This window comes from Stenotrophomonas sp. CASM114 (assembly GCF_049384325.1).
Taxonomy (GTDB): Bacteria; Pseudomonadota; Gammaproteobacteria; order Xanthomonadales; family Xanthomonadaceae; genus Stenotrophomonas; species Stenotrophomonas muris.
Map to the genome: position 1 here is coordinate 449,904 of NZ_JBMRGJ010000001.1, position 18,862 is coordinate 468,765.

Genomic DNA, 18,862 nt, shown 5'->3' on the forward strand with positions numbered 1-18,862 from the left:
CCAGCCCTCCGCCGGTTTCAACACCCGCCGCGCCCTGGAAATGATCCGCCAGGGCCTTGGCGCGCCGCTGATCGTGCTGGCCCTGCTGGCCATGGTCGTGGTGCCGCTGGCCGCGCCGGTGCTCGATGCGCTGTTCACCTTCAACATCGCCATCTCGCTGATGGTGCTGCTGGCGGTGGTCTACGTGAAGCGCCCGCTGGACTTCACCATCTTCCCGATCGTGCTGCTGATCACCACCATGCTGCGGCTGGCGCTGAACGTGGCCTCCACCCGTGTGATCCTGCTGAACGGCCAGAACGGCCATGATGCCGCGGGCAAGGTCATCGCCGCCTTCGGTGAATTCGTGATCGGCGGCAACTACGCGGTCGGCATCGTGGTGTTCGCGATCCTGACCATCATCAATTTCGTGGTCATTACCAAGGGTGCCGGCCGCGTTTCGGAAGTGACCGCGCGCTTCATCCTGGACGCGATGCCCGGCAAGCAGATGGCGATCGACGCCGACCTCAACGCCGGTTTGCTGACGCGTGAAGAAGCCAAGCTGCGCCGCGAGGAAGTGCGTGAGGAAGCCGACTTCTACGGTGCGATGGACGGCGCCAGCAAGTTCATCCGCGGCGATGCCATTGCCGGCATCCTGATCCTGTTCATCAACATGCTCGGCGGCCTGGCCGTGGGCGTGCTGCAGCATGGCATGCCGTTCGGCGAAGCCGCCGCCACCTACACCCTGCTGTCGATCGGTGACGGCCTGGTAGCGCAGCTGCCGGCCCTGCTGGTCTCCAGCGCCGTGGCCATGCTGGTTACCCGCGCCTCGCGCTCGCAGGACATGGCCCAGGCCATGACCGGCCAGGTGTTCGGCCAGTACCGTGCGCTGGCGATCACCGCCGGCATCATCGGCGTGGTCGGCCTGGTGCCGGGCATGCCCAACGTCGCTTTCCTGACGCTGGCCGCGATCCTCGGCTTCATCGCCTGGAAGCTGTACCGCAAGGGCAAGGCGCCGGCTGCCGATGCGGCAGGCGGTGGCACCGATGCCGCCGCACTCAACGCACTCGGCCGCCCGGCCGCACCGGCACCGACTGCCGAACTGAGCTGGGACGAACTGCGCCCGGTCGATCCGCTGGGCCTGGAGGTCGGCTACCGGCTGATCCCGCTGGTGGACAGCAACCAGGGCGGCGAACTGATGGCGCGCATCAAGGGCGTGCGCCGCAAGCTGACCCAGGATGTCGGCTTCCTGATCCCGTCGGTGCACATCCGCGACAACCTGGAACTGCCGGCCAACGGCTACCGCGTGCTGGTGCACGGCGTGCCGGTGGCCACCGCCGAGATCCACCCCGACCGCGAGCTGGCGCTGGACCCGGGCAGCGCGCTCGGCGCGCTGGAAGGCATCGCCGGCAAGGACCCCGCGTTCGGCCTGGACGCCACCTGGATCCAGCCGCACCAGCGCGCCCAGGCCGAAACGCTGGGCTACACCGTGGTCGATCCGGCCACCGTGGTCGCCACCCATCTGTCGCACCTGATCCGTGAGCACGCGCCGGAACTGCTCGGCCACGAAGAAGTGCAGCACCTGCTGGCCAACCTGGCCAAGAGCGCGCCCAAGCTCGTCGAAGATCTGACGCCGAAGGCGTTGCCGCTGTCGGCGGTGGTGCGCGTGCTGCAGAACCTGCTGGTCGAGCGCATTCCGATCCGCCAGCTGCGCAAGATCGCCGAGGCACTGGTCGAACATGCGCCCAGCAGCCAGGACCCGGCCGTGCTGACCGCCGCTGTTCGCACCGCACTGGGCCGCTTCATCGTGCAGGAGATCGCCGGAATGTCGGCGGAGCTGCCGGTGTTCACCCTCAATCCGCAATTGGAACGTGTCTTGCAGGAGTCCACGCAGGGCAACGGCGCCGCGCTGGAACCCGGACTCGCTGAGCGACTGCACCAGAGCCTGGCCGAATGTGTCAGCAAGCAGGAAGCCCGCAACGAGCCCGCGGTCGTGCTGGTACCTGGCCCGGTGCGCGCCGCGCTGGCCCGCCTGGTCCGCCACAGCGTTCCGTCGCTGTCGGTCCTGGCCTACAGCGAGGTGCCGGAGGACAAACGCCTGAAGCTGGTCGGAACGATCAGCTGACGCCGCCCTGCGATGCGCCAGAAAACAGACACCACTTTCGAACCAACGCAACAGACAGATACCAAGGGGAACCCGCACCGTGCAGACCACCGACCACCCGAGTTCTCCGACCGCCACCCCGCCGTCTTCGCCCCGTGACCACAGCATGAAAATCAAACGATTCGTCGCCGCCGACATGCGCTCGGCCATGAACCTGGTGCGCAAGGAACATGGTCCTGACGCCGTGATCCTGTCCAACCGCCGGATCGAGGAAGGCATCGAGATCGTCGCCGCCGCCAACTACGACGAGAGCGCCGTGCAGCGTGCACTGGAAGCCTCGCGCCGTGACGTCGCACCGCCGCCGGCACCCAAGCCGCGCACCGCCGCCGACGCGGTGATCGCCGCCGTCACCCGCCGCCGCAGCAGCACCCCGGCGCCGGAACCGGTCGCGGCCACCACCTCGGCAGTGGCCGCCCTCGCCCGCGCCGCCGTCGGTGCCACCGGCCGCACCCTGGACAGCGCCGACGAAATCGTGCCGACCCGGGGCAGCACCGGCTTCGCCGCCACCCTGGCCCGCGCCGCCGTCAACGAACCGGCACCGCCGGACCAGATCTTCGCCCCGTTCGCCGAGGCCATCGTTGCACCGGCCGCAACCGTGCCGGCCAACCGCGCGCGCTTCCAGATCGACCCGCCGCACGAGGCGCATCACGAAAGCGTGGCCCCGGCCGTGCAGCCGCCGCCGCTGCCGACCGCTGCCGTGATCGACGCGCAGCCCGGGATCGCCGCCAGCGAACCGGCAGCGGTCGAAGCCGCTATCGAAGCCAGCCCGGCCCCCATGCTGGCCCCGGCACCGACGCTGACCGTGGTTGCCCAGGACGACGCCGAGATCCGCCAGCTGCGCCAGGAAGTGGCCGGCATGCGCCAGGTGATCGAGCGCGAGATGAACCGCTTCACCGACGAGCGCCTGCGTGGCAGCCCGGTGCGCGCCACCGCGCTGGACCTGATGGACGAGTACGGTTTCGACGCCGGGCTGGCCCGCGACGTGGCCATGCAGATCCCGCTGGAAACCGAAGCCCATCGTGGCCGCGGCCTGATGCTGGGGCTGATCTCGCGCAAGCTGCCGATCGCCCCGGTCGACCCGCTGGAGGAAGGCGGCGTGATCGCGCTGGTCGGCCCGACCGGCGCCGGCAAGACCACCACCATCGCCAAGCTGGCCTCGCGCTTCGCCGAGAAGCACGCCCCGCGTGACGTCGCCCTGGTCACCACCGACACCACCCGCATCGGCGCCCGTGAACAGCTGTATGGCTACGGCCGCCAGCTCGGCATCGCCGTGCACGAGGCCAACAGCGGCACCGACCTGGACCAGCTGCTGGAACGCTTGAAGGACTACAAGCTGGTGCTGATCGATACCGCCGGCCTGGGCCCGCGCGACCGTGCCCTGGCCGCCCAGCTGCAGTGGCTGCGCGCCGCGCGCCAGGTGCGCACCCTGCTGGTGCTGCCGGCCAACACCAGCTTCGGCGACATGGACGAGGTGGTGCGCCGCTTCGGTGCGGCCAACCTGCAGGGCCTGGTGCTGAGCAAGCTGGACGAGACCGGCCGCTTCGGCAACGCCCTGTCGGTGGCCGTGGACCACGCCCTGCCGATCACCTGGGTGACCGATGGCCAGGACGTCCCGGAGGACCTGCACCGGGCCAGTGCAGCCAATCTTGTACTTCGCCTTGAAGATTTGCGCCGAGCGGCCGATATGCCCTGCAACCCGGAGTTGAACCATGCCGTCGCGTGAGTACGCCAAGCTGACCAAGACCTTCCCGCTGTCGGCCACCCGCAGCGAGCCGCTCGGCCCTGTGCGCACCATTGCCGTGACCGGCGGCAAGGGCGGCGTGGGCAAGACGAATGTGTCCGCCAACCTGGCGGTGGCGCTGGCCGGCATGGGCAAGCGCACGCTGCTGCTGGACGCCGACCTCGGCCTGGCCAACATCGACGTGATCCTGGGCTTGAACCCCACCTTTACGCTGGCCGACCTGGTGGCCGGCCGCTGCTCGCTGGACGACGTCATCGTCGAAGGCCCGAACGGCGTGCTGGTGGTCCCGGCCGCTTCCGGCCGCCGGCACATGGCCGAGCTGGCCCCGGCCGAGCATGTCGGCCTGGTCAACGTGTTCTCCGAACTGGAACGCGAGCTGGACATCATGGTGGTCGATACCGCCGCCGGCATCACCGACGGCGTGCTGACCTTCTGCCAGGCCGCGCAGGACACCGTGGTGGTGGTCTGTGACGAACCGGCCTCGATCACCGACGCCTACGCACTGATCAAGGTGCTGTCGCGCGAGCGCGGCGTGGACCGCATCCAGGTGGTGGCCAACATGGTGCGCGACCCGAACGAGGGCCGCGTGCTGTACGAGAAGCTTACCCGCGTCTGCGAGAAGTTCCTCGCCGATGTCTCGCTGAACTACCTGGGCTGCGTGCCGCAGGATGACTGGCTGCGCCTGTCGGTGCAGCGCCAGCAGCCGGTGGTGAAGGCCTATCCGTCCAGCCCGTCGGCGCTGGCGATCACCGAGATCGCACGCCGCACCGCGCGCTGGCAGGCACCGACCGAACCGCGCGGTGGCGTCGAGTTCTTCCTCGAACGCATCCTCAAGCAGCGTGGGGTGGCCGCATGAAAGGCGCAGCCCACCAGTACAGGGAAGTCCAGCGCTCGGCGGCCAACGAGGTCATCGCCCAGCATTCGGACCTGGTGCGACGCATCGCCCACCACCTGGCCGCGCGCCTGCCGGCCAGCGTCGAAGTCGATGATCTGATCCAGGCCGGCATGATGGGCCTGATCGAAGCCTCGCGCAGCTACGACGCCGACCAGGGCGCCTCGTTCGAGACCTATGCCTCGATCCGCATCCGCGGCTCGATGATCGACGAGATCCGCCGTGGCGACTGGGTGCCGCGCTCGGTGCACCGCCGTGCCCGTGATGCCGCCGCCACCATCCGCCGCCTGGAACAGAGCACGGGCCGTGCCGCCAGCGCCACCGAAGTGGCCGCCGCGATGGAGATGCCGCTGCCCGAGTACCTGAGGCTGATGGAAGACGCCGCACGTGGCCAGGTGCTGAGCCTGGAGTCGCGCATCGAAGACCAGGGCGAACTGGATACCGTCGCCCAGGGCGGCCCGACCCCGCAGCAGGTGCTGGAGCGCGGCGAGTTCGGTCGCGAGCTGGGCAAGGCCATCGGCCACCTGCCCGAGCGCGAACAGCTGGTGCTCTCGCTGTACTACGAGCAGGAGCTGAACCTGAAGGAGATCGGCGCGGTGCTCGGCGTGAGCGAGTCGCGGGTCTGCCAGATCCATGGCCAGGCCGTGCTGCGCCTGCGCGGCCGCCTGAAGATTTTCGAGGCCGTCGACGCCGGCCTGGAAGAATGAACATCCCCGAGGCGACTGCCCCCGGCCGCCCGGAATGAACAACAAAGGAACTCTGCTTTGAACAAGAACATGCGCATCCTCATCGTCGACGATTTCTCGACCATGCGTCGAATCGTCAAGAACCTGCTGGGCGATCTGGGCTTCACCAACACCGCCGAAGCCGAGGACGGGCATGCCGCGCTGTCGCTGCTGCAGAGCCAGCCCTTCGATTTCGTCGTCACCGACTGGAACATGCCGGTGATGACCGGCATCGAACTGCTCAAGGCGATCCGTGCCGACGCCAAGCTGAAGACCCTGCCGGTGCTGATGGTCACCGCCGAAGCCAAGCGCGAGCAGATCATCGAAGCGGCCCAGAACGGCGTGAACGGCTACATCATCAAGCCGTTCACCGCGCAGACGCTGGAAGAGAAGCTGGGCAAGATCTTCGAACGCCTGGCGGCCAGCGCCTGATGGATACCACGGTCGACAAGAACGCCCTCGCCCTGCGCCTGCAGGAAGCCCTGGATGCCCTGGAGTCCGGTGACGAAGCCGCCTGGCGGCAACGCATCGACGGACTGGTCGCGCTGCGCACGCAGCCGATGATGAGCGGCCTCTCGCGGCTGGCCCGCGAGCTGGGGCAGGCCCTGGGCGAACTGCCGACCGTGCCCAGCGAGGCCGGCGAACTGGACGATGCGTGCGCACGCCTGGACCACGTGGTGGCGATGACCGAACAGGCCACCCACCGCACCCTGGACCTGGCCGAGGAATGCCGCAGCCTGACCGAGCAGCTGCGCGCCGAAGGCCTGCAGCCAGGCCAGGACGCGCAGCTCGAGCGCATCCGCCACAACCTGACCGAGATCGCCCTGACCCAGAGCTACCAGGACCTGACCGGGCAGATCATCCGTCGCGTGGTCGGCATCGTCCGCCGCGTGCATGAAGGCTTCGGCGCGCTCGGCCTGCCGCCGGAACAGCATCGCACCGACCCGGAACTGGCCGGGCCGGCACTGAAGGGACTGGACCGCCACGCGGTCTCGCAGAACGACGCCGACGACCTGTTGTCGGATCTGGGGCTGTAAGCATGAGCGCGGTATCCGACGACATCACTGCCGATTTCATCATCGAGGCACAGGAAATCCTGGATCGCCTCGGCGAACAGCTGGTGTCGCTGGAGCAGGCACCGCAGGACACCGAACAGCTCAACGCGGTGTTCCGGGGCTACCACACGCTCAAGGGCGGCGCGGGTTTCCTCGGTGTCACCGCCATGGTCGAGCTGTGCCACGCCGCTGAAGAAGCGCTGGGCGCTGCACGTGCCGGCCAGGCCGTGCTGCAGGCCCATCACTTCGACGCCGCCCAGCAATCGCTGGACTACCTGCAGTCGATGCTCGATGCCGTGTCTTCCGGCACCGAGCCGGGCTATGCACCGCCGGACCTGATCGCCCAGTTCGACGTGCATGGAGGTGCAGCAGCGCCTGCCGCCGCTGCCGCGGCACCGACGGCCGGTGCCGGCGACCTGATCACCGATGACGAGTTCGAGGCGCTGCTCGACCAGCTGCACGGTGGCAACGCACCGACTGCGGTGGCGCCGGCAAAGAAGGCCGACGACGGCCTGATCAGCGAAGATGAGTTCGAAGCCCTGCTCGACCAGCTGCACGGCGGCGCCGCACCCGGCGCCAGGCCCGCAGCTGCGGTGGCGCCGGCACCGATCGCCGCCCCGCGCCCGGCGGCCGCACCGGCACCGGTGGCCAAGCCGGCCGCCAAGCCGCTGGCCGAAGCCGAACACACCGTGCGCGTGGACACCAAGCGCCTGGATGCGATCGTCAACCTGATCGGCGAACTGGTGCTGTCGCGCAACCGGCTCAAGACCCTGCGTGCGCGCCTGCGCGACGAGGAGCTGGACCGCGCCGTGTCCACCCTGGACATCGCCACCGCGCGCCTGCAGTCGGCGGTGATGCGCACCCGCATGCAGCCGGTGGGCAAGGTGTTCTCGCGCTTCCCCAAGGTCGCCCGCGACGTCGCCCGCTCGCTGAAGAAGGAAGTGGACCTGGAGCTGATCGGCGCGGAGACCGAGCTCGACCGCAACCTGGTCGAAGCGCTGGCCGACCCGCTGGTGCACCTGGTCCGCAACGCCATCGACCATGGCGTGGAAATGCCCGACCTGCGCGAAGCGCAGGGCAAGCCGCGCATGGGCCATGTGCGGTTGTCGGCGCAGCAGGAAGGTGACTACGTCAGCATCGAGGTGCAGGACGATGGCGCCGGCATCGATCCGGAAAAGCTGCGCGCGAAGGCACGCGAGAAGGGCCTGATCGATCCGGAAGCCGCCGCCCGCCTGAGCAGCGAGGAGTGCCTGCACCTGGTGTTCCTGCCCGGCTTCTCGACCAAGCAGCAGGTCACGGATATTTCCGGGCGCGGCGTCGGCATGGACGTGGTGCAGTCGCGCATCCGCGAACTCAGCGGGCAGATCCAGATCCAGTCGGAGCTGGGCCGCGGCAGCCGCTTCCTGATCCGCGTGCCGCTGACCCTGGCGATCCTGCCGACCCTGCTGGTGCAGGCCGGCGAGGACGTCTATGCGTTGCCGCTGGCGCGCGTGATGGAGGTGCTGCACGCGCCGCGCACCTCGCTGGGCTGGTTCGATGGCCGTGCCGTGCTCGACCGCCGTTCGCACACGCTGCCGCTGGTCGATCTGCGGCAGTGGCTGGATGTGACGCCGGCCGCATCGACCCTGCTGACCATCGTGGTGCTGCAGGCCGGCGAAGCGCGCTTCGGCCTGGTCGTGGACCAGGTCCGTGGGCGCGAGGAAGTGGTCATCAAGCCACTGCCGAAGGCCCTGCGCGGCCTGCGCGGTTACGCCGGTGCAACCTTGATCGGCGATGGTCGCATGGCGCTGATCCTGGATGTGGATGGCCTGCGCAGCCCGCACGATTGACCCGCTTGCTGAACCCGTAAAACCGTGAAGTCGCACCAGTAGCCCGTACCGGTGTCTCAAGTCCCATTCATACAAGCCGATACCGGATCCATGGATAGACTCAGCCTCATTGGACTCTTTCTCGCCCTGGCCTCGCTGGTCGGTGGCAGCATCCTCAAGGGCGCCGGCCTGGCGTCGTTGTGGTCGCCTGCGGCGTTCGTGATCGTCATCGTCGGCACCGTTGCCGCGATCCTGCTGCACACCTCGCCGGCGGTGTTCAAGCATGCGTTCAAGATCGTGCGCTGGGTCGTGCGCCCGCCGCACAGCGATCGCCGCGAACTGATCCAGCAGATCGTCGAGTGGAGCAACATCGCCCGCCGCCAGGGCCTGCTCGGCCTGGAATCGCAGGTGGAAGCGCAGCAGGACCCGTTCCTGCGCAAGGGCCTGCAGCTGCTGGTGGACGGTGTCGAGCCCGAATCGATGCGGCACATGCTGGAAATCGAACTGGGCAGCCAGGAACACCAGGACCAGGCCGGCGCCAAGGTGTTCGAAGCGATGGGCATCTACGCACCGACGCTCGGCATCATCGGCGCCGTGCTGGGCCTGATCGCGGTGATGAAGAACCTGGCCGACCCGAGCAAGCTCGGCCACGGCATCGCTGCGGCGTTCACCGCCACGATCTACGGCATCGCCTCGGCCAACCTGCTGTTCCTGCCGATCGCCGCCAAGCTCAAGAGCGTGATCTCGCACAACACGCGCGACCGCGAAATGGTCATCGAAGGCCTGATCTCGATCGCCCAGGGCGAGAACCCGCGCAACATCGAAACCAACCTCTCCGGCTTCCTGCACTGACATGGCCCGCCGCAAGCACCACGAAGAGCACGCCAACCACGAAGCATGGGCGATCCCCTATGCCGACCTGATGACGCTGCTGCTCGCCTTCTTCGTGGTCATGTACGCGATCTCGTCGGTGAACGAGGGCAAGTACCGGATCATGGCCGACGCGCTCACCGATGCCTTCGGTGGCGCGCCGCGCACGATCAATCCGGTGCAGGTGGGCAACAAGCAGGTGCAGGGTGGCGGCTGGGACAGCCCGTCGGTGATCAAGTCCGGCACCAAGATCGGACCGTCCGCGCCGGCGCCCTCGCACGACCCGACGCTGCTGCCGTCGATGGCCTCGCAGATGCGCATGCCGGTGTCGGTGCACAACCAGGAGCAGATCGCCCGTGCCGAGCGCCAGCTCAACACGATTGCCGACCGCCTCACCGCCGCCCTGGCGCCGCTGATCGACCGCGGCATGATCAGCGTGCGCCGCACGGAACTGTGGATCGAGGTCGAGATCAACAGCGACATCCTGTTCCCCACCGGCTCGGCCGCACTGGACGTACATGCGCGGCAGACCCTGGCCAGCCTGGCCGAGGTGCTGCGCGACGTGCCCAACAGCGTGCGCGTGGAAGGCCACACCGACAACGTGCCGATCGCCACCGCCACCTTCCCTTCGAACTGGGAGCTGTCGGCCGGACGCGCCGCCAGCGTGGTGCATCTGTTCGCCGACCAAGGCGTGCAGCCGTCGCGGCTGGCGATGGTCGGCTATGGCCAGTTCCGCCCGCGCGAAGAGAACGACAGCGCACAGGGCCGCAACCGCAACCGCCGGGTGATGGTCATCATCCTGGCCGACACCTCGCATTCGGTGGACCCGCTCGGCCAGCGCCTGAACGCAGCCACCGGCGCCACCGGCAGCACCGTCACCGAACAGGCCGCCGCAACGCCGGCCAGCGCCCCCACCTCCCCCATCGCACCGGTGACGTTGCCACCGGTGCCGGCTGGCAGCCGCGTCGGCGCCGCCGTTCCCCCGGCAATGAAGGAGTAATCCGATGCGCATCTGGGCAGTCGCCAACCAGAAGGGCGGAGTCGGCAAGACCACCACCACCCTCGCCCTCGGCCGCGGCCTGGCCGCGCTCGGCCATCGCGTGCTGCTGATCGACCTCGACCCGCATGCTTCGCTCAGCCGCGCCTTCGGCGTGCCGGTGGACCCGCCGCCGGCCGGCGTGCTGGAGCTGTTCGGCGCACCGCCAGCGGACCTGTCCGGCCTGTGCCATGCCAGCAATATCCAGGGCCTGGACTACGTCTGCGCGCAGTCCGCGCTGGCCACGCTGGAACGCCGTAGCGCCAACCAACCCGGCCTCGGCCTGGCCCTGCAGAACGCGCTGGCGCGCCACCAGGGCCAGCACGACTACATCCTGCTGGACTGCGCACCGACGCTCGGCCTGCTGATGATCAATGCACTGGCTGCCGCCGATCGCCTGATCATTCCGACCCAGGCCGAGCCGCTGGCGCTGCACGGCCTGGATGGCATGGTCCGCACCGGCGAGATGGTCGAGCGTTCGCGCCGGCGGCCGCTGCCGATCTCGATCCTGCCAACCCTGTTCGACCGCCGCACCCGCGCCGGCAACGAGTCGCTGCGCACCATGCAGGACCGCCATGGCAGCCGCGTCTGGGAAGATGCGATTCCGATCGACACCCGCATCAGCAACGCCGCCGGGCTGACCCTGCCGAGCGTCGGCGAAGACTACCCGGGGCGCGGCGTGGCCGCCTACCGGCGCGCCTTGAACTGGATTCTCGGCGAGGATGCCCGTGCCCTGGAGCAGGCCGCATGAACAGCACCGGCATCCTCGACGACTACCTGGACGAACTGCTGGGCGAGGCGATCGCCCCGGCCGCCGCTCCCCACCCCGCGCCGATCAGCACCGCCCCGGCCACGGCCACCGAAGCCGCCGCCGAACGCGAACCCACCTGGGATGACCTGCCGGCCGAGGTGATCTACGAAACCGAAACCGAGAGCGTTGCCGCTGCCCCTGCCGTGGACAATGCCGCACTGGAAGCCGCTTTCGATGCTGCGTCCGCGCCCGTCAGCGTGATCGATGCCGAACGCGAGCCCACCTGGGACGATCTGCCTGCTGAAGTGGTCTACGAAACGGATGCCGTCGTCGCGGCCCCGGCCGAGGATGAGGCTGCACTGGAGGCCGCCTTCGAGGCCGCCGCCGCGCCGGCCAGCGCCGGGCCCACCGAACGCGAGCCGACCTGGGATGACCTGCCCGACGAGGTCATCCACGAAACCGCGCCGGCCCCCGCTGCGGCCGCTGCGAACACCGGCCCGGAACCCACCTGGGACGATCTGCCGGACGAAGTGATCTACGAGACCGACCCGGCGGACAGCCATCGTCTCGCCCACACCGACAGCCCCGGCCTGCAGGCCGCCTTCGAGGCGGCCGCTGGTGGCGAAGACGTGCCTGCGCCGCCGCCCGCCGTGGTCGCAGCGCCGGTGGCACCCCCGGCGGCACGCCCTGCACCGGCCCCGGCAGCACGCGCCGCCACGCCGCCGCCGCGCGTCGCCGTCGATGCACCCGCAGGCAACCGCCCCGGCACCTGGCAGGAGCTGCAGGCGCAGGCCCACCAACCGGCCCGCAGCCCGCATCCGCAGAACCGTCGCGCCGGTGAACGCACCTCGCGCTGGCTGCGCCTGCGCTGCGGCACCCAGGCCTATGCGCTGGAACTGCTGAAGGTCCAGGAGGTCGTGCTGCCGGTGCCGCTGCTGCCGTTGCGCGGCACCGCTGCCGCCATGCTCGGCATCATGAACCTGCGCGGCCAGGTGGTCCCGGTGATGGACCTGGGCCTGCACCTGGGCGCGGCTGCCGCCGAGGACGACGCCCAGACCCGCATCGTGGTGCTGGAAGAAGACGGCGAGACCATCGGCCTGCGCGTGTCGGCAGTGGAAGATGTCGCCAACCTCACCGATTCACAGATCGAACCTCCCGATACCGCACGCATCTGCCAGATTTCCAACGACCTGTTCCGCGGCGTGGCCCGGGTCAGCCAGCGCCCGATGATCCTGCTGGACGCCACACGGCTGTTGAGCTGACCCCCAAAAAGGGGACGGAGGGGATTAAGTCGCAAGTGGCTCGGCGCTTGGCGCCGAAGCGGTGCCTGTCGGGGACGCAAGGGGTTGATCCGTTGGATCAACACCTTACATCCCCACTGCGCGGTCGCCGTTGCCGAGGGGGCTGCGGCAGAGCCAGGTCGCTTGCGACTTAATCCCCTCCGTCCCCTTTTCAACAGCGACCACATCGACGCACCGCGTCGATTCTTCTAAAGAACCCCACCGGGATGCCGTTATGGATCACGGAACCGTTTGTCCGGAGCAACGATGAGCACTGTCGAACTGGGTGGGGATCTCGGCATCGAGAGCACTACCGAGCTCAAGAACCGCCTTGCCCCCCTGGTGGAGCAGGCAGGCGAGCTGACCCTGGATGCCAGCCAGGTCGCCCGCATCCACACGGCCGCCGTGCAGGTGCTGTGTGCGTTCGTGCAGGCCCGCCGCGAGGCAGGCCTGGGCACCGGCTTCCACGGTTGCACTGCAACCTTCCGTGACGCCGCGCGCCTGCTGGGCGTCACCCAGGCCCTCGGCCTGGACGTAACCCATGACAACCTGAAATCTGTGGAGAACGCTGCATGAGCGCACGTATCTTGGTGGTGGACGATTCGGCGTCGATGCGCCAGATGGTGTCCTTCGCCCTCACCTCGGCCGGTTTTGCCGTCGAAGAAGCTGAAGACGGCGCGGTCGCGCTCGGTCGCGCCAAGGGCCAGCGCTTCAATGCGGTGGTTACCGACGTCAACATGCCGAACATGGATGGCATCGCGCTGATCCGCGAACTGCGCCAGCTGCCGGACTACAAGTTCACCCCGCTGCTGATGCTGACCACCGAATCTGCCGCCGACAAGAAGTCCGAAGGCAAGGCCGCTGGCGCTACGGGTTGGCTGGTCAAGCCGTTCAATCCCGAACAGCTGGTCGCCACCGTGCAGAAAGTGCTGGGCTGATCGCCCGGCACCGCTCCCCCTCTTCGCTTCCGGACCACCACTGCCATGAGCATGGACCTGCAACGCTTCCACGCCACCTTCTTCGAGGAGAGCCGCGAAGGCCTCGACGCGATGGAGGCTGGCCTGCTGGCCCTGGAATCGGGGCAGCAGGACGCGGAGATCATCAATTCGGTGTTCCGCGCTGCCCATTCGATCAAGGGCGGCGCCGGCACCTTCGGCTTCGACGCGATCGCCGGCCTGACCCACGTGCTGGAAACGCTGCTCGATGAGCTGCGCGCCGGCAAGCGGGCACTGGAAGGCCACGCCGTCGACGCCATGCTGTCTTCGGTGGACGTGCTGCGCGCCCTGCTGCGCGAAGCCGAACATGGCCAGGCTGCCGATCCGGCTGCCGTCGCTGCGGTGAAGGCACGCCTGGAAGCGGTTCTGTCCGGCCAGGCCGCAGCGAGCGCCCCGGCGGCCGCCGCAGCCAAGGTGGACGATACGCCGGAAGCCTGGCAGATCGGCTTCACCCCGGCGCCGTCGCTGTTCATGAGCGGCAACGACCCGCTGCGCATCATCCGCGAACTGGAACACCTCGGTTCGCTGCAGGTCGCCGCGCGCATGGACCGCCTGCCGGGCTTCGCGCAGCTCGATCCGCTCGAAGCCCACCTGGCGTGGGACTTGGGTCTGGTCGGCAAGGTGCCGCGCAGCAAGATCGAAGACACCTTCGCGTGGGTACTGGACGACTGCGAGCTGGACATCCGTCCGGCCGCACCGCCGAGCCTGGCCACCCAGGCGCCGGCCGCGGCTGCTCCCGCTCCGGCGGCAGCGTCGCCGTCGGCACCCGCCGCGCCTGCCGCCAGCGGTGGCGCCAGCCAGGAAGCGGAAACCTCCATCCGCGTCAGCGTCGACAAGGTCGACGCGCTGATCAACCTGGTCGGCGAACTGGTCATCACCCAGGCCATGCTCAAGCAGGTCTCGCATGCGCTGGACCCGGTTCACGCCGAGAGCCTGTTCGCTGGCCTGGACCAGCTTGAACGCAACACCCGCGACCTGCAGGAAGCGGTGATCGGCGTGCGCATGCTGCCGGTCGATGCGGTGTTCCGTCGCTTCCCGCGCCTGGTCCGCGACCTGTCCAGCCGCCTCGGCAAGCAGGTGCGGCTGCGCACCGTCGGCGAAGGTACCGAGCTGGACAAGGGCTTGATCGAGAAGATCGCCGATCCGCTGGTGCACCTGGTGCGCAACTCGATCGACCACGGCCTGGAAATGCCCGACGTGCGCCGCGGTGCAGGCAAGGACGAAACCGGCACGATCACCCTGGCGGCCTCGCACCAGGGCGGCCACATTGTCATCGAAGTCAGCGACGACGGTCGCGGCCTGGACCGCGCCAAGATCCTGGCCAAGGCCACCGAGCGCGGCCTGGCGGTGCCGGACAACCCGACCGATTCGCAGGTCTGGGACCTGATCTTCCAGCCCGGCTTCTCCACGGCCGATGCGGTCACTGACCTGTCCGGTCGTGGCGTCGGCATGGACGTGGTCCGCCGCAACATCCAGGCGTTGGGGGGCGAGGTGCAGATTGAAAGCAGCCTCGGCGCTGGCACCCGCACGCTGATCCGCCTGCCGCTCACCCTGGCCATCCTCGATGGCATGACCGTGGCGGTAGCCGGTGAGACCCTGATCCTGCCGTTGGCCTATGTGCTTGAGGCGTTGCAGCCGCAAGCCGAGGACATCCGCAGCATGGCCGGCGAAGGCCGCGTGCTGCGCGTGCGCGGTGAATACCTGCCGATCCTGTCGCTGAGCGAGTACTACGGCTACGGCAACCGTGCACCCGGCAGCGAATCGCTGGTGGTGGTGGTCGAAGGCGATGGCCAGAAGATCGCCCTGGAAGTGGACGAACTGGTCGGCCAGCAGCAGGTGGTGGTGAAGAACATCGAGAACAACTACCGCCGCATCGGCGGGGTGTCCGGTGCGACCATTCTCGGCGACGGCCGCGTCGCATTGATCGTCGACATCGGCGGGCTGGTGCGTTCACTGCGGATGCCGCAGGCCGCCTGATCCACACTGCATGCGTGTACTGGACCGCCGCCCTTCGGGGCGGCGGTTTTTGTTTGCGCGCTCTGCCAAGGGGGTCGGATCCCTTTCCGCAGGAAAGGGATCCGACCCCATCCCTTCTGTGAACTCCGTCGCCATGATGGTTGCGGGCGCAACTACTTCATCCAAGCGAAAGCACGCCGCTGCAACGCTTTCGCGCTGTCATCCCTACGCAACCGAATGTGATCTGCGTCCATAAAGTCCACGCGGACGGCGCCGTTATTTCGCAATGACGGCCGTCACCGAACCCCACCGGGCACCACCGTTCGCTCTGCAACCACCCCCAAACCGGCGCACAGACGCCGGCACTCTGCCCACCTGGAGCACCCTGCATGAAGTGGTTCCAAGATCTGCCCATCGCCCGCAAGCTGGCCGTGGGGTTCACCCTTACCACCCTGATGACCCTGGTCCTCGGCGCGTTCGCCCTGCTGCGACTGAGCGAAGCCAACGCGCAGCTGCGCGAGATGGCCGGCAACGATATCCCCTCGGTCCAGCACCTGGGCGAGGCGCGCTCGCAGCTCGGTGAGTTCCGCACCTACGAACTGGCCCAGCTGAGCATGCTCGACCAGCCGGAGAAGGTCGCCGACTACAACAAGCGCATGGACGATACCGCCAAGGCCGTACATGACGAACTGGCGGCGTACGCGGCGCTGCCGGCGCTGGACAAGGAGCGCGAACTGTATCGCGCCGCCAGCACCCAGCTGGATCGCTACTTCGCCGCCAACAAGGCGATGCGCGACGCCGTGGCCGCCGGTGATGGCACGCAGGCCCAGCAGATCTCCGATGAGCAGTCACGCCCGGCGCGCCGCGACCTGTTCGCTGCGATGAAGGCACTGGGCACCCACATCGCCGGGCAGATGGACGGCAAGATCGCCGACGCCAACGCCACCCATCGCACCAGCATGATCGCCATCATCGGCTGCATCGTGCTGCTGTCGCTGGTGGCCGCCGCGCTGGCCATCGTCATCTCGCGCGCCGTTACTGGCCCGCTGGGCAAGGCCGTGCATGCCATCCAGGCGGTTGCCCGCGGCGACCTCAGCGTCAGCACCCAGGCCACCAGCAAGGACGAAGCCGGCAGGATGCTGGCCGCCACGACCGAGATGACCGCAATGCTCCGCCGCTTCAGCGAGCAGACCCAGCTGATGGCACAGATGCACGCGGGACCGGACATCAGCCATCGCATTCCGGAAGATTTCCCGGGTGTCTATGGCCAGCTGGCCGGAGGCATCAATACGGTGATCTTCGAGCACCTGGATGCGATCCGCGATGCCATCGACGTGCTCAACCAGTACGCCATCGGCAATCTCACCCCGGATGCACGCCGCCTGCCCGGCAGCCGCGCGATCCTGCACGAATCGATGGACGCGGCCAAGGCCAGCCTGCTGGCGATCAATTCGCAGATCCAGCAGCTGGCCGCGGCGGCCGCTGCCGGTGACTTCAGCCAGCGCGGCGACGCACAGCGTTTCCAGCATGACTTCAAGCTGATGATCGAGCATCTCAACACCATGATGCAGGTGGCCGACGGCAACCTCGGCCAGCTCTCGCAGCTGCTGCAGTCGATCGCCGCCGGCGACCTGACCGCGCGCATGGAAGGCCAGTTCAATGGCGTGTTCGCGCGCATGCGGGATGATGCCAACACCACCGTTGCACAGCTGACCCAGATCGTCGGCCAGATCCAGGCCAGCGCCTCCAGCATCACCCTGGCCGCCGGCGAGATCGCCTCCGGCAACAGCGACCTGTCGCGCCGCACCGAGCAGCAGGCCGCCAACCTGGAAGAAACCGCCGCCTCGATGGAGGAACTGACCTCCACCGTGCGCCAGAACGCCGAGCACGCACGCCAGGCCAACCAGCTCGCCATCGGCGCGCACGGTGTCGCCTCGCAGGGCGGTGACGTGGTCGGCCAGGTGGTCACCACCATGTCGGCCATCGAAGCCTCGTCGAAGAAGATCGCCGAGATCATCTCGGTCATCGACGGCATTGCCTTCCAGACCAACATCCTGGCGCTGAATGCCGCAGTGGAAGCCGCCCGTGCCGGCGAACAGGGCCGCGGCTTTGCCGTGGTCGCCAGCGAAGTGCGCACCCTTGCCCAGCGCTCGGCCGCCGCCGCCAAGGAGATCAAGGGCCTGATCGACGACTCGGTCGGCAAGGTTGCCGAAGGCTCCAGCCTGGTCCACCAGGCCGGCAGCACCATGGGCGAGATCGTCGCCTCGGTGCAGCGCGTGACCGACATCATGGCCGAGATCTCTGCGGCCTCGCAGGAACAGTCGGCGGGCATCGAGCAGGTCAACCAGACCGTGGTGCAGATGGACGAAACCACCCAGCAGAATGCTGCGCTGGTGGAAGAAGCCACTGCTGCGGCGCGCGCGATGGAAGACCAGGCCGTGCAGCTGGGTGAAGCCGTGGCCCGCTTCCGGCTGGCATCGCAGGGCACGATGGCCATCCCGGCACGCCCGCTGGCCGCACCGGTACCGCGACAGCTCGCAGCCGCCGCGCCTGCGGCAAAGCCGGCCCCGGCACGTGCGCTGCGCACGGCAACGGCCCAGCCGGCGCTGGCCGCGGACGGCGACTGGCAGGAATTCTGACAGAACCACGGGGTCAGATCCCTTTCCTGCGGGAAAGGGATCTGACCCCTTACGCGTGGAAAGTGATGCAAATCCCACTTCATAATCCGGTGCAGAGGCCGATATCCCCATCGAGCCTCGCGCCAATGCGTGCTGGCGCCCGCCCCTGACCGTAGATTCCATGTCCGACGGCAACGACACTGCAGTGCATGATGTCCACGCGGCTGATGCCGCGGACGAACGATTCCTGGTCCGCAACCCGCGCCAGCTGCGCCAGCTGCTGCGCTCGCTGATCGACCAGCGATCGCTGATCAACGCCCATATCGACGGCCGCGACCGTTCCTTCCCGACCGCCCTGCTCGACCTCGACGAGGACGAAGACACGCTGCTGCTCGATGGCAGCCCGCAGGAGGCGTCCAACCGCGCCGCCGAACAGGCCGATCACCTGCTGTGCTTCGCCCAGCTCGAACGCGTGCTGGTACGGTTCCGGCTGCACGAACTGCAGCGCGTGGACAACGACGGCCATGTGGCCTTCCGTGCGCCGCTGCCTGACGAACTGGTGCACCTGCAGCGCCGCGAGCTGTACCGGCTGGAGACGCCGGTCACCGACTCGCCCCACCTGCTGCTGCCGCCTGGCGAAGCGCGGGCCGAAGCGCTGTCGATGCGGGTGGTGGACATCAGCGGTGGCGGCCTGGCCGTGGTGGTGCCCAATGACTGCGCGGTGTTTGGTCTGCAGAGGCGCTATCCGGCGCAGCTGTCGCTGCCGGACGGCCCCGACCTGGATATCGAACTGGTGGTCTGCAACCTGCTGCCGCAGCGTCAGCCCAATGGCATCGAGGTCAAGCGCGTGGGGATGCGCTTTGAATGTCTGCCACGCGGCGCCGACAGCGCCATCCAGCGCTACATCTTCCGCATCGACCGCCAGCGCAAGGCCCGCCGCAACGGCGAGCTCTGAGGCCGTCCGACCGGTAGTGCCGGCCGCCGGCCGGCAACCC

At 68.4% G+C, this 18,862-nt stretch carries 16 protein-coding genes; all 16 read left to right on the top strand.

The window, feature by feature from the left end:
• Positions 1 to 40 precede the first annotated feature (40 nt).
• The gene (flhA, locus tag VG566_RS02115) at positions 41 to 2,101 is read left to right on the top strand and encodes a flagellar biosynthesis protein FlhA (protein ID WP_153643679.1); all 2,061 of its coding nucleotides are present in this window, start codon (positions 41 to 43) and stop codon (positions 2,099 to 2,101) included.
• 145 nt (positions 2,102 to 2,246) lie between these two features.
• The gene (gene flhF, locus VG566_RS02120) at positions 2,247 to 3,863 is read left to right on the top strand and encodes a flagellar biosynthesis protein FlhF (protein WP_069116910.1); all 1,617 of its coding nucleotides are present in this window, start codon (positions 2,247 to 2,249) and stop codon (positions 3,861 to 3,863) included.
• Positions 3,850 to 4,737, top strand: coding sequence for a MinD/ParA family ATP-binding protein (locus tag VG566_RS02125; RefSeq protein ID WP_005416424.1), 888 nt, complete (start codon positions 3,850 to 3,852; stop codon positions 4,735 to 4,737). Before flhF ends, VG566_RS02125 begins: the two co-directional genes overlap by 14 nt.
• Entirely contained in the window at positions 4,734 to 5,480 is a 747-nt protein-coding gene (locus tag VG566_RS02130) for an RNA polymerase sigma factor FliA (protein WP_014647032.1), read from the top strand. Before VG566_RS02125 ends, VG566_RS02130 begins: the two co-directional genes overlap by 4 nt.
• Before the next feature lie 57 nt (positions 5,481 to 5,537).
• Positions 5,538 to 5,930 (top strand): chemotaxis response regulator CheY, encoded by a 393-nt coding sequence (gene cheY / locus VG566_RS02135; protein WP_005413247.1) that lies wholly within the window; start codon positions 5,538 to 5,540, stop codon positions 5,928 to 5,930.
• A complete protein-coding gene (locus tag VG566_RS02140; protein ID WP_006442968.1) occupies positions 5,930 to 6,535 on the top strand; it encodes a protein phosphatase CheZ in 606 nt (201 codons plus the stop codon). The genes cheY and VG566_RS02140 overlap by 1 nt, the downstream gene beginning before the upstream one ends.
• A gap of 2 nt (positions 6,536 to 6,537) precedes the next feature.
• Positions 6,538 to 8,382 (top strand): chemotaxis protein CheA, encoded by a 1,845-nt coding sequence (locus VG566_RS02145; RefSeq protein ID WP_100449999.1) that lies wholly within the window; start codon positions 6,538 to 6,540, stop codon positions 8,380 to 8,382.
• A 90-nt stretch (positions 8,383 to 8,472) separates the two neighbouring features.
• Positions 8,473 to 9,213, top strand: a complete 741-nt coding sequence (locus VG566_RS02150; protein ID WP_005409527.1) for a flagellar motor protein — start codon at positions 8,473 to 8,475, stop codon at positions 9,211 to 9,213.
• Between the two features lies 1 nt (position 9,214).
• Positions 9,215 to 10,231, top strand: coding sequence for a flagellar motor protein MotD (motD, locus tag VG566_RS02155; protein WP_014647029.1), 1,017 nt, complete (start codon positions 9,215 to 9,217; stop codon positions 10,229 to 10,231).
• Between the two features lie 4 nt (positions 10,232 to 10,235).
• The gene (locus VG566_RS02160) at positions 10,236 to 11,018 is read left to right on the top strand and encodes a ParA family protein (RefSeq protein WP_241883837.1); all 783 of its coding nucleotides are present in this window, start codon (positions 10,236 to 10,238) and stop codon (positions 11,016 to 11,018) included.
• Positions 11,015 to 12,280 carry a chemotaxis protein CheW gene (locus tag VG566_RS02165; protein WP_241883836.1) on the top strand — a complete coding sequence of 422 codons (1,266 nt, stop codon included), beginning with the start codon at positions 11,015 to 11,017 and terminating at the stop codon, positions 12,278 to 12,280. Before VG566_RS02160 ends, VG566_RS02165 begins: the two co-directional genes overlap by 4 nt.
• Positions 12,281 to 12,565: 285 nt before the next feature.
• Positions 12,566 to 12,874, top strand: a complete 309-nt coding sequence (locus tag VG566_RS02170) for an STAS domain-containing protein (protein WP_014647026.1) — start codon at positions 12,566 to 12,568, stop codon at positions 12,872 to 12,874.
• On the top strand, positions 12,871 to 13,236 hold the full coding sequence (locus VG566_RS02175; protein WP_005409521.1) for a response regulator: 366 nt from the start codon (positions 12,871 to 12,873) through the stop codon (positions 13,234 to 13,236). The genes VG566_RS02170 and VG566_RS02175 overlap by 4 nt, the downstream gene beginning before the upstream one ends.
• Positions 13,237 to 13,281: 45 nt before the next feature.
• The gene (locus tag VG566_RS02180) at positions 13,282 to 15,270 is read left to right on the top strand and encodes a chemotaxis protein CheA (RefSeq protein WP_014647024.1); all 1,989 of its coding nucleotides are present in this window, start codon (positions 13,282 to 13,284) and stop codon (positions 15,268 to 15,270) included.
• A gap of 368 nt (positions 15,271 to 15,638) precedes the next feature.
• A complete protein-coding gene (locus VG566_RS02185; RefSeq protein WP_423172683.1) occupies positions 15,639 to 17,888 on the top strand; it encodes a methyl-accepting chemotaxis protein in 2,250 nt (749 codons plus the stop codon).
• 160 nt (positions 17,889 to 18,048) lie between these two features.
• Positions 18,049 to 18,822 (top strand): flagellar brake protein, encoded by a 774-nt coding sequence (locus tag VG566_RS02190; protein ID WP_197562187.1) that lies wholly within the window; start codon positions 18,049 to 18,051, stop codon positions 18,820 to 18,822.
• The last annotated feature ends 40 nt before the right edge of the window (positions 18,823 to 18,862 follow it).

Coding starts and splice junctions, on each gene's coding strand:
- flhA (WP_153643679.1), top strand. CDS start 41: ATGATCCGCCAGGGCCTTGGCGCGCCGCTGATCGTGCTGGCCCTGCTG.
- flhF (WP_069116910.1), top strand. CDS start 2,247: ATGAAAATCAAACGATTCGTCGCCGCCGACATGCGCTCGGCCATGAAC.
- VG566_RS02125 (WP_005416424.1), top strand. CDS start 3,850: ATGCCGTCGCGTGAGTACGCCAAGCTGACCAAGACCTTCCCGCTGTCG.
- VG566_RS02130 (WP_014647032.1), top strand. CDS start 4,734: ATGAAAGGCGCAGCCCACCAGTACAGGGAAGTCCAGCGCTCGGCGGCC.
- VG566_RS02140 (WP_006442968.1), top strand. CDS start 5,930: ATGGATACCACGGTCGACAAGAACGCCCTCGCCCTGCGCCTGCAGGAA.
- VG566_RS02145 (WP_100449999.1), top strand. CDS start 6,538: ATGAGCGCGGTATCCGACGACATCACTGCCGATTTCATCATCGAGGCA.
- VG566_RS02150 (WP_005409527.1), top strand. CDS start 8,473: ATGGATAGACTCAGCCTCATTGGACTCTTTCTCGCCCTGGCCTCGCTG.
- motD (WP_014647029.1), top strand. CDS start 9,215: ATGGCCCGCCGCAAGCACCACGAAGAGCACGCCAACCACGAAGCATGG.
- VG566_RS02160 (WP_241883837.1), top strand. CDS start 10,236: ATGCGCATCTGGGCAGTCGCCAACCAGAAGGGCGGAGTCGGCAAGACC.
- VG566_RS02165 (WP_241883836.1), top strand. CDS start 11,015: ATGAACAGCACCGGCATCCTCGACGACTACCTGGACGAACTGCTGGGC.
- VG566_RS02170 (WP_014647026.1), top strand. CDS start 12,566: ATGAGCACTGTCGAACTGGGTGGGGATCTCGGCATCGAGAGCACTACC.
- VG566_RS02175 (WP_005409521.1), top strand. CDS start 12,871: ATGAGCGCACGTATCTTGGTGGTGGACGATTCGGCGTCGATGCGCCAG.
- VG566_RS02180 (WP_014647024.1), top strand. CDS start 13,282: ATGAGCATGGACCTGCAACGCTTCCACGCCACCTTCTTCGAGGAGAGC.
- VG566_RS02185 (WP_423172683.1), top strand. CDS start 15,639: ATGAAGTGGTTCCAAGATCTGCCCATCGCCCGCAAGCTGGCCGTGGGG.
- VG566_RS02190 (WP_197562187.1), top strand. CDS start 18,049: ATGTCCGACGGCAACGACACTGCAGTGCATGATGTCCACGCGGCTGAT.